The sequence below is a fragment of the Xanthobacter autotrophicus genome, from assembly GCF_030015065.1.
Taxonomy (GTDB): domain Bacteria; phylum Pseudomonadota; class Alphaproteobacteria; order Rhizobiales; family Xanthobacteraceae; genus Xanthobacter; species Xanthobacter autotrophicus_D.
Genome location: NZ_JAIVFN010000137.1, coordinates 1 through 10,317 on the forward strand (window position 1 = coordinate 1; position 10,317 = coordinate 10,317).

Annotated in this window: 4 protein-coding genes; 2 read left to right on the forward strand and 2 right to left on the reverse strand. The window is 72.5% G+C overall.

Translation table 11 applies throughout. The features are described 5' to 3' along the window. Positions 1-413 (forward strand): iron chelate uptake ABC transporter family permease subunit (locus K9U40_RS19930; RefSeq protein ID WP_282891865.1); only part of this gene is annotated, 413 nt, incomplete at its 5' end. 10 nt (positions 414-423) lie between these two features. Beyond that, the gene (gene fhuF, locus K9U40_RS19935) at positions 424-1,182 is read left to right on the forward strand and encodes a siderophore-iron reductase FhuF (RefSeq protein WP_282891866.1); all 759 of its coding nucleotides are present in this window, start codon (positions 424-426) and stop codon (positions 1,180-1,182) included. 309 nt (positions 1,183-1,491) lie between these two features. Here the strand turns inward: fhuF and K9U40_RS19940 are convergent, their stop codons facing one another. Beyond that, positions 1,492-5,604, reverse strand: coding sequence for an amino acid adenylation domain-containing protein (locus tag K9U40_RS19940; protein ID WP_282891867.1), 4,113 nt, complete (start codon positions 5,602-5,604; stop codon positions 1,492-1,494). A gap of 2 nt (positions 5,605-5,606) precedes the next feature. Beyond that, positions 5,607-10,317: non-ribosomal peptide synthetase (locus tag K9U40_RS19945; RefSeq protein WP_282891868.1), on the reverse strand; the 4,711-nt coding region annotated here is incomplete at its 5' end.

The window sequence follows — 10,317 nt, forward strand, 5'->3', positions numbered from 1 at the left end:
GAGAGGCGGTCACCGGGCTCGTCGCCCTCGCGGTGCTGGGGGCGGCGGCGGTGCCGTTCACGCGCTGGCTCGACCTTTTGCCGCTGGGCGCGGTCACCGCCGGCGCGGTGGGGGTGGACGTGAGGCTGGCGCGCCTGCTGCTGCTGCTGCTCACGGCGGTCATGACCGCCACCGCCACGCTGATCGTGGGGCCGCTGACCTTCGTGGGCCTTTTGGCGCCGCACCTGGCGCGGCTCGCGGGCTTTTCCCGCGCGCTGCCGCATCTCATCGCTGCCGCGCTGATCGGCGCCGCGGTCATGGTGGGGGCCGATATGCTGGGGCGCACGCTGATCTATCCCCGGCAGATCCCCACCGGCCTCCTCGCCACGCTCATCGGTGCGCCCTATCTGCTGTGGCGGATCCGGCGGCTGTGAGGGACACATCATGATCCCCGCCCTCGCCCCCCTCTTCCATGGCCCGCTCGAGCCCTATGCGGACACTTTGGTGCTGCCCGGCGACAAGCCGGGCGCCTTCCCCCTGCCCGAACTGCTCGAACCCGCGCGGCTCGACGCGGTGCTCGACCAGGTGGCGGCCCATTTCGGCGGGGAGGACCGGCGCGCGCTCGCTTCGCTGTTCTCCATCCACTACGTGCACATCCTGATGCCGGTGGTGGTGGTGGCGAACCTGGTGCTCGGCCGCCACCTGCCGGTGGCCTTCGGCGACCTTGGCCTGGTGCTGGACGAGGAGGGCCTGCCGGACCATTTCGTGCTGCCCCATGACGGCCACGCGGATGGCGAGGGCGATCCGTTCGTGCGCTTCAAGCCTTTGGTCTTCAGCCATCTGGAGCCGGTGTTCGCGGCGCTGGCGGCGCGCTCGGGCCTCTCCACCAAGGTGCTGTGGACCAATGCGGCGAACCTGTTCGAGGCGATCCTGCGGGAGCTGGAGGGCATGGGGCAGGCCGCGTCCGCCGTGGAAGCGGGCGATCGTCTGGTGGCGGCGCCGCGCTGGCCGGGCGGCGCGCGCAATCCCTTCCACGCCCCGGTGCGCTACGAGCCGGGGCCGGGCGGCGAGGGACGCTGGCGGCGGGTGTGCTGCGTGCGCTATCTGTTGCCGGAGCGCGGCTATTGCAGCAACTGCCCCCACGTGCTCGCGGGCGACAAAGACTCCAAGGGCAAGATGACGCGTGGGGCCTCAGTGCCCTGAGGGCGTGCTGGAGGAAAATCGCGAAGGCTGGGCGGATGGGAGGGGCGCTCCCACATCCCCGTCCAGGACGTGCGACCAGTGGATGAACCGAAACGGATGGTACCCATCCGTTTCGAAAAGTTGACCCACCAGATCAAAGAGTTGTGGTTCGACCTGCTCGCGACAGATGGGTTCCATCTGTCGCGGTCGAACCACCAGGCATCAAGCGTTTGTTCCGTCGGACAGGCGTGGATGCCCGGCACAAGGCCGGGCACGATGGCGTGACTGCGGCTCGGCTGTTCAAACCCTGCCGGATCGCGGGCACGACCCTCATTCCGCCGCCCCCGCCAGAGCCACACGGCTGGGCGCATCCCACGCCTTGGCGAGGCTGCGGGCGAAGCTGTCGTGGAAGCGGGCGCTCTCCACGATCTCGCGGTGGGTGACGCCGGGGATGACCTCCACCTGGTCCACACGGGGCGAGTAGCGGCTCCAGTCCACGAGGTCGAGCCCGCGCGCCACCGAGTTTTCCGCCAGCCACACCCGCACCGGCACGTCCAACGGGGCCATGCGATAGCGCCGGTAGAGCAGGGTGTTGTCGATGAAGGTCCACAATTCGTATTCGCGGCTGCCGAGGCCCGGCCCGTCCGTGGGCAATTCGCCGCCGATGGTCTCCACATAGCGCAGAAACTGGGTGAACAGGGTGTCGTCCATGCGGGCGAACAGATTCTCCCATTCGGCCCGCATGGGGGCGCGGTCGAGCCAGCTTGTGACCTGCGCGGCAAGGCGGGCGCGGTCGGCGGAGGCGATGTCGGCGAGCCGGCCCACGGCGAAATTCACGTCGAGATTGCACACGTCCAGCATGCCGACGAAGCCGATGTCCACCTCGCCCTTCAGCAGCCGCGCGGCCTCGAAGGCCAGCACCCCGCCCCACGACCAGCCGAGCAGGGTGGCGCTGCCGCCGGCGCATTCGGCGCGGATGTGGGCGGCGTAGCGCGCGGCGATGTCCTCCACCGACACCACGCTTTTGCGCTCCTCCGTGAGCGAGTAGCACACGAAGCCGGTCACCGGCTGGTCCGGTCCCAGCCGGCGCACCAGCGGGGCATATTCGCGGGTGTTCACCATGAGGCCGGGGAAGCAGTAGAGCTTCGGCCGGCTGCCGCGCGGGTTCAGCCGCACCACCTGCGTGGCGCCCACCGCATCGGCGTCGATGGCGGCGGCAAGGCTCGCCACGTCCTGGTGGCTGAACAGCAGCGGCACGCCGATGGTCTTGTCCGGGAAGAGTGTCTTCAGGGCGCTCAGCACCCTGAGCGCGGCGAGGGAATTGCCGCCGAGATCGAAGAAGTTCTGGTTGGCCCCCACGCTGGCGCGTCCCAGTACCGCGCACCAGATGGAGGCGATGGCCTGCTGGGTCTCGCCCTCCGGCGCGATGACGTGGTCCTGCGTCTCGGTCGGCGCGGGCAAGGCGGCGCGGTCCAGCTTGCCGTTGGGGGTCACGGGGAAGGCGTCGAGCACCACGATGCGGCCCGGCACCATGTAGTCGGGCAGGCGGCGCAGCAAGGCGGCGCGGAGCGGTGCTTCCTCGGCCACCGCGCCCTCGGCGGGGGTGACGTAGGCCACGAGCCGGGGGGCCGCGCCATCGGTGCGCAGCATCACCAGCGCCTCGCGCACGGTCTCCTCCTGCCTCAGCTGGGCTTCGATCTCGCCGGGCTCGATGCGGAAGCCGCGCAGCTTGATCTGCTGGTCGGCACGGCCGAGATATTCGACGCTTCCATCCGTGAGCCAGCGGACCCGGTCGCCGGTGCGGTACATGCGCCCGCCGGAGGGGACGAAGGGGTCCGGCAGGAAGCGCTCGGCGGTGGCGCCGGGGCGGCCCAGATATCCGCGTGCCAGCCCTTCGCCTGAAAGATAAAGCTCGCCCGCGACCCCGATGGGCACCGGCTGGAGCGACCCGTCGAGCACATAGGCGCGGCGCTGCCCCACCGCGCGGCCGATGGGAGCATAGGGCCCGTCGAAGCCCTCGGAGGCCGGCACCCGCCAGGCCATGGGCGAGATCACCGCCTCCGTGGGACCGTAGCCGTTGATGAGCACTTGCGGGCGCAGGGCGCGTTTCACCGCCTCGAAGCCGGCGCGGGGCATGGCCTCGCCACCGAAGGAATAGACCTTCACCGGGGGCGGATCGCCGGCGCTCTCCACCCATTCGGCCAGCTGGGTGAGATAGGCCGGCGGGAAACCGGCGTGGGTGACATGGTGGCGGGCCAGGGCGTCCCGCGTCTCTTCGGCGCTCCACAGGTGCTGGTCGCGCAGCACGATGGCGCCGCCGAAGGCCAGCGGCACCATCCAGCGCTCATGGGCGCCATCGAAGGCGAAGGAGAGGAAGTGCAGCTCCCGCGTGTCCTCGCCGGTGCCATAGAGCGCCCCGGTGGCGCGCACATGCATGGCAAGGGCGCCGTGGGGCACGCCGACGCCCTTGGGCCGCCCCGTGGAGCCGGAGGTGTAGATGACATAGGCGAGCTGCTGGGGATGGATCGACACCTCCGGCGTCGTGTCGGGCAGGGCGGCGAGATCGAGCCGCTCCGGCACCAAAGCGGCGACGGCCTGCGGCAGCGCCGGCCCGTCCGCGTCCACGAGGGCGAAGGCGGCGCCTGAATCCGTGACCACATCCGCGATGCGCTCGGCCGGATGGCCGGGATCGAACGGCACGAAGGCGGCACCCGCCTTCAGCACGCCGAGGAAGGCCGCCACCGCGCGCGGCGCGCGCTTGAGGCCCACCGCCACCCGCGTCTCCGGCCCGATGCCGAGGTGCAGGAGATGATGGGCAATGCGGTTCGCGTTCCGCTCAAGGTCGGCGAACGACAGGGTTTCGTCGCCGCAGATGACGGCGGGCGCATGGGGCCGGCGCTGCGCTGCTTCGGAGATCAGGTGGGGCACCAGCCCATCGGCGAGCGGCAGCTCGCCCGGCCAAGGGGCCGAGAGCTGGTCGAGCGTCGCGGCATCCACCAGCGGGACGTCGCCGATGGCGGCGTCGGGCACCGCGAGGCAACGCGCCGCGAGGGCGAGGAAATGCTCCGCCATGCGCGCCACGCTCTGCGACCGGAACAGGTCGCGGGCATAGCCGAACGCGGCGACGATGGCGCCGTCCGGCTGCTCGGTGGTTTCCAGCACCAGGTCGAAGGCGATGGCGCCGGTGTCGCGCGCCACGGGGGAGAGGGTGAGGCCGGCCATGCGGGCGGGGCGCTCGTCCACCAGATGGCTGTGCATCACCTGGAACAGCGGGCTGCGGGCGAGGCTGCGCTCGGGCTGGAGCGCCTCCACCACCTCCTCGAAGGGGGCGTCCTGGAGCGTCTGGGCGTCGAGCATGGCGGCGCGCGTCGCATCGAGCAAGGCGCGGTAGCTGGTGGCGCCGGTGACTTCGGCGCGGATGACCAGCGTGTTCACCAGCAGGCCGACGAGATCCTGCGTCTCCGGCCGGTCGCGGTTGGAGGCGGGGATGCCGAGGCGCAGGTCGCGCTCGCCGGTGAGGCGGAACAGCAAAGCCAGCAGCAGGGCCATGAGCCCCATGGCGGTGCTCGCGCCCGCCTCCTGGGTCACGGTGCGCAGGCGCGCGGCCAGCTCCGGCGGCAGGGTGATGGCGTGGCGCCCGCCGCGATGGCTCTGGGTCGCCGGGCGCGGCCGGTCCGTGGGCAAAGCGAGGAGCGCGCCGCCGTCGCCGAGACGGGCCCGCCAGCCCTCGATCTGCCGTTCCATCTCGCCGGCGGCGAGCCAGTTGCGCTGCCAGACCGCGTAGTCCGCATGGTGCAGGGCTGGCGGAGCGAGCGGGGAGGGTGTGCCGGCGCGGCGGGAGACGTAGAGCGCCATCAGGTCCCTGAGCAGCACGGAGAGGGACGCGGCATCGGAGACGATGTGATGCTGGGTCAGCAGCAGCACATGGGCGTCCGGTGCAAGGCGCACCAGCGTGGCGCGGGTGAGCGGCCCGGCGAGAAGGTCGAATGGCGTTGCGGCGTCGGTGTCGGAAAGCGCCTTCAGCCGCGCGTGCGGGTCGGTGGAGCCGGAGAGGTCCATGCGGTCGAGGGCAATGGACGCAGTCTCGTGGATCACCTGCTCGGGCACGCCCTCCGGCGTCATGGCGAAGGTGGTGCGCAGGGCCTCGTGACGTGCCGCGAGGTCGGCGAAGGCGGCGGCGAGGGCATCGGCGTCGAGCGCGCCGTCGAGCCGCAGGCCCCCGGCGATGGTGTTGAGGGCGCCATTGCCGCCCATCTGCTGCGCCACCCACATGCGGTTCTGGGCAAAGGAGAGCGGCGCTCGCCCCTGCGGCCGGGGCGCCGCCGGGATGGGCAGCAGGCGGAAGTCGACGCCGGCCGCAGCGAGAGCATCCAGGAACTGGCGGCGCTTCTCCGGCGCCAGCTGGGCGAAGCGGCGGGCGAGGTCGTGAGGCGAGGGAGCCATACTCATCCTTCCAGTTCGCCGAGCAGCGCATCCATCTGCGCCAGCGCATCCATGGGGAGCGCCGGCCGGGGCGCGGCCCCGGTGGCGGGGCTGTCGGTGGCACGGGTCTCCGCCAGCACCAAAGCGAGGCTGCGCAGGGTCTGGCATTCGAACAGGCGGCGGACCGGAACCTCCACGCCGAGCCGCGCGCGGATTTCAAGGCGCACCTGCGTCGCCGACAGGGAATGGCCGCCGAGGGCGAAGAAATTGTCCTCGCGGCCGATCTCCCCGGCGCCCAGCACGTCGCGCCAGATGGCGGCGAGGGCTTCCTCGTCGGCGCCTTCGGGGGGCGCCGAGGTCGTGCCGGTGGCGCGGGGCTCGGGCAGGGCCGCCCGGTCCAGCTTGCCGTTGGCGGTGAGGGGCAGCGCGTCGAGGGGCACTACATAAGCCGGCACCATATAATCCGGCAGCCCAGCCGTGAGGCGGTCGCGCACCGCGGCCGGATCGACCGGGCCGCTCGCCACCACATAGGCGACCAAAGCCGGCCCGCCGGCCAGCTCCCGCACCACCACGGCGGCGTCGGTGATGGCGGCATCGTCGCGCAGGCGCGCCTCGATCTCGCCCAGCTCGATGCGGAAGCCGCGGATCTTCACCTGCCCGTCGCCGCGGCCGAGATAGTCGATGGTCCCGTTCGGCCGCCTCACCGCTCTGTCGCCGCTGAGATAGAGCCGGCTGCCGGGTGGTCCGTAGGGATCGGGCACGAAGCGCGCGGCGGTGAGGCCCGGCCGCTTCAGATAGCCCGAGGCGAGGCCCGCGCCGCCGACGCACAGCTCGCCGGGCACGCCGACCGGCACCGGATCCAGCATCTCGTCGAGGAGATGCAGCGTGAGGTCGGGGATCGGCCCGCCGATGGGGCTGCGGCTCGCGGACGCAACGTCGCCGGGGCCGAGCGGGCGCCAGGTGACGTGCACCGTGGTCTCGGTGATGCCGTACATGTTGACGAGCCGCGCCCTGGTGCCGAAGCGCTCATACCAGGGGCCGAGCACGCTCACGTCCAGCGCCTCGCCGCCGAAGATGACATGGCGCAAGGCAAGGTCGGGCTTCTCGTCCCGCGCCAGGGCCGCCTGCATGAAGGGGCGGAAGGCGGAGGGGGTCTGGTTGAGCACGGTGACGCGCTCGCGCACCACGAGGTCGAGGAACTCCTCCGGCGCGCGGCTCACCTGATGGGGCACCACCACCAGCCGCCCGCCATAGGCGAGGGCGCCGAAGATCTCCCACACCGAGAAGTCGAAGCCGTAGGCGTGGAACAGCGTCCACACGTCGTGTGGCCCGAAGCCGAACCACGGCGCGGTGGCGGTGAGCAGGCGCGAGACGTTGCCGTGGCTCACCACCACGCCCTTGGGCGTGCCGGTGGAGCCTGAGGTGTAGATGACGTAGGCGGGCTGGTCCGGGTGCGGCGACGGCCAAAGGCGCGTCGCCGCCGCATCCGCCTCGGTCTCCCCATAGAGGTCGAGGAGGATGTGTCGCAGCCCGGTCTGCGGCAGATCGGCGGCATTGGTGGTGTCGGCGAGGATGCAGCGCACGCCCGCATCGGCGATCATGTAGGCGCGGCGCGCCTCAGGGTAGATCGGATCGAGGGGCAGGTAGGCGGCGCCGGTCTTCAGGATGGCGAGAAGCCCGGCGACCAGCGCCGGCGAGCGCTCGGCGCTGATGCCCACGATGTCGCCCGGTCCCACGCCCGCATCCGCGAGACGGTAAGCAAGGCGCTCCGCGTGCCGGTCGAGATCGGCATAGGTCAGGGCTTGCGTGCCGCAGGTGACGGCGGTGGCGTCCGGCCGCAGGCGGGCCTGGGCGGCGATAAGCTGGTGCACCGGCGTGAGGTCCGCGACCGGCATGGCGGCGGCGCCGTGGGCGCGGGCGGCGGCGATTTCCTCCGGCAAGGCGAGGGTGAGGGCGGCGAGGTCCGCCTCGGGGCTCCCGGCCAGGAGGTCGAGGGCCAGCAGCAGGCGGCTGGAGAGCTGCTCCACCGCGGCGGCGGAAAGGCGCGAGGCGTCGTAGCTCCAGGCCAGGCGCGGCTCGGCATCGGTGATGACGCTGAGGGTAAGGGGGAAGTTGGTGGCTTCCTGCGAGATCACCGGGCCGAAGGCGAGCCCGTCCACCGTGCGCGCCTTCAGGGCGGCGTCCATGGGGTAGTTCTCGAACACCAGCAGGCTGTCGAACAGGGCCTGCCCGCTGCGTCCGGCCCAGCGCAGGATGTCCACCAGCGGCGTATTCGCATGGGCCGTGAGCGCGAGGGTCTCCGCCTGGACGTCGCGCACGAAATCCGTCGCCCGCCCGCACCCCGGCACGGCGAGGATCGTCGGCACGGTGGCGATGAAGAGGCCGAGCACGCTCTCCATGCGCGGGTCGTCGTCGGGTCGGCCGGAGACGGTGGTGCCGAACGCCACGGCGGGTCGCCCGGTCATGTGCTTCAGCACCAGCGCCCAGGCCGCCTGGAACAGGCTGGCGAGGGTCACACGCTGTGCTTTCGCGGCGGTGCCCAGGCGGTCCCAGCGCTCCCCCGCCAGCGGCACCGTCAGGTGGCGGTGAACGGCCGGGCCGGCGGTTGCCGGGGCCAGCAGGGAGGGGTCTTCGATCAGCGCCAGCCGCGCGCGCCAGAAGGCCTCGTCCTCGGGGCGCGGGGCGGCGAGGGCGGCCACATGATCGCGGAAACGCGCCGGGGGCGGAGGCACGGCGGCGCCCGCATAGTCCGCGAGCACTTCCGCCATGAGACGGGCGGAACTCCAGCCGTCCAGCAGCAGGTGGTGGGCGGTCCAGATCAGGTGGTGCGCGCCGGCCCCGAGCGGCACGAGGCGGATGCGCATGAGCGGCGCGGCATCGAGCGCGAAGCCGCGCGCGCGCTCGTCCTGGGCGATGGCGTCGAGGGCGGCTGCATCCGTGGCCCCGATGGACGGGTGTCGATCCACGGTGAACGGCACATGGCGCCGGACCGCCTGGAGGGGCGCGCCCAGTTCGGCGGTCCACAGGAAGGCGCTGCGCAGGATGTCATGGCGCGCCACGGCCCGCGCCCAGGCAGCGGCGAAGCGCTCCGCATCGAGGCCGGCGAGGGTGACGCTCAGCTGGTTCACATATGCCCCGTCGCCGGCCCCCTCCAAAGCGTGGAAGAGGATGCCCTGCTGGGTTGGCGTCAGCGGGTAGAGGTCCTCGATCTCGCGCCAGGGCAGAGCGAGGCGGTCCAGCGCCGGCTGGGACAGGCCGGCGAGGGGGAAGTCGGAGGGCGAGGCGCCATCGCCGTCGAGGACGGCCATGCGGGCGAGATCGGCGGCGATGGCGTCACGCAGGCGGACGAGGGTGGCCTCGTCCCAGCGCGCGGCCGAGGTGGTGAGGCGCAGTTCGGCGCCGGCCTCGCTCTCGCTGGCATCCACGGTCATCTCGGCGCCGAGGGGCAGGTCGGGGTCGGCCGAGAGGTCCATGGCGTCGAGCGCGAACAGGGCGCTGCCACGGCCCGCGTCCACCCGGCCGAGATGGTTGAAGATGAGCGCCGGGGCCGTGCCCTCGGCATCCGCGACCGCCCGGCGGGCGGCTTCCTTGGTGGCGAGGAGGGCGCGGCGCAGGTCGTCCTCCAGCGGCACCGCTGCCGTGGCGAGGGCCGTGAACCAGCCCACCGTGCGGCTGAAATCAGCGCCCGGCACGAGGTCGCGCCCGTGGCGCTCGATGCCCACCGTGAGCTGGGGCAGGCCGCGCAGGCGCCCCGTTGCGCGCACCACGGCAGCAAGCAGCAGGTCGTCGAGCCGGGCGTGGTGGGCGAGCGCCACCTGCCGCAGCGCTTCCACCTGCGTGGCATCGAGGGCGAGCCGGGTCACGCGGCGATGGCCGAAGGTGTTCGGCCCTTCGGGATGGTCGCAGGGCAGGGGGATGGTGGCGACCGGGCCGGTTGCCGCCGGCCGGTGCGTGGTGCGGACGGCGAAGGGCGTGCCGGAGACGGCTGCGGCGAGGGGACGGCCCTGTTCCAGGTCGAGACAGGCCTGCTCCATCTCGTCCAGCAGGATGCGCCAGGAAACCGCATCCACCACCAGATGGTGGGCGGTGAGGAACAGCCGCTGCGCGCCGTCGTCGAGGTTCGCCAGCAGGGCGCGGAAGAGCGGGCCTGCGGCGAGGTCGAGCGAAGCTTCCAGGGAGGCGAAGAGGCCGGCGGCGGCTTCCTCGTTCGCCGCCGTGACCACCGCGAGCGGCGGGGTCGTGGCCGCCGCGGCCTCCTCCTGCCGCCAGCCACCGTCCGCTCCTTGGGTGAAGCGCAGGTGGAGGGCGCCGTGCTGGCGGGTCACATGGTCGATGGCCGCCGCAAGATGGGCGGGGTCGAGCGGCCGGGTGGGGCGTAGCGCCAGCGTCTGGTTGAAATGCTGGAGGCGCGGCGCGCCGCTGTCGAGGAAGGCGCGCTGGAGTGGGGTGAGGGGCATGGCGCCATGCGGGGCTGCGAGCGCCGCCGGCGCCGCCTCCCGCCGGGCCGCGCCGGCGAGGCGGGCGATGGTCTGGTGCTCGAACAGGTCGCGGGCCGACAACACCAGCCCGGCGCGGCGGGCGCGGGCGACGATCTGGAGGCTCAGGATGGAATCCCCGCCCAGTTCGAAGAAGTTGGCGTCGAGGTCCGGAGCCTCCGGCAGGCGCAGCACCTCCGCCCAGATGCGGGCGAGGAGCCGTTCGTCCTGCGTCTGCGGCGGGCGGCCCTCGGGGGCC

What these genes read in the sequence shown, in the direction of transcription:
- fhuF (WP_282891866.1), top strand. Translation starts at nt 424, where the DNA reads ATGATCCCCGCCCTCGCCCCCCTCTTCCATGGCCCGCTCGAGCCCTAT.
- K9U40_RS19940 (WP_282891867.1), bottom strand. Translation starts at nt 5,604, where the DNA reads ATGGCTCCCTCGCCTCACGACCTCGCCCGCCGCTTCGCCCAGCTGGCG.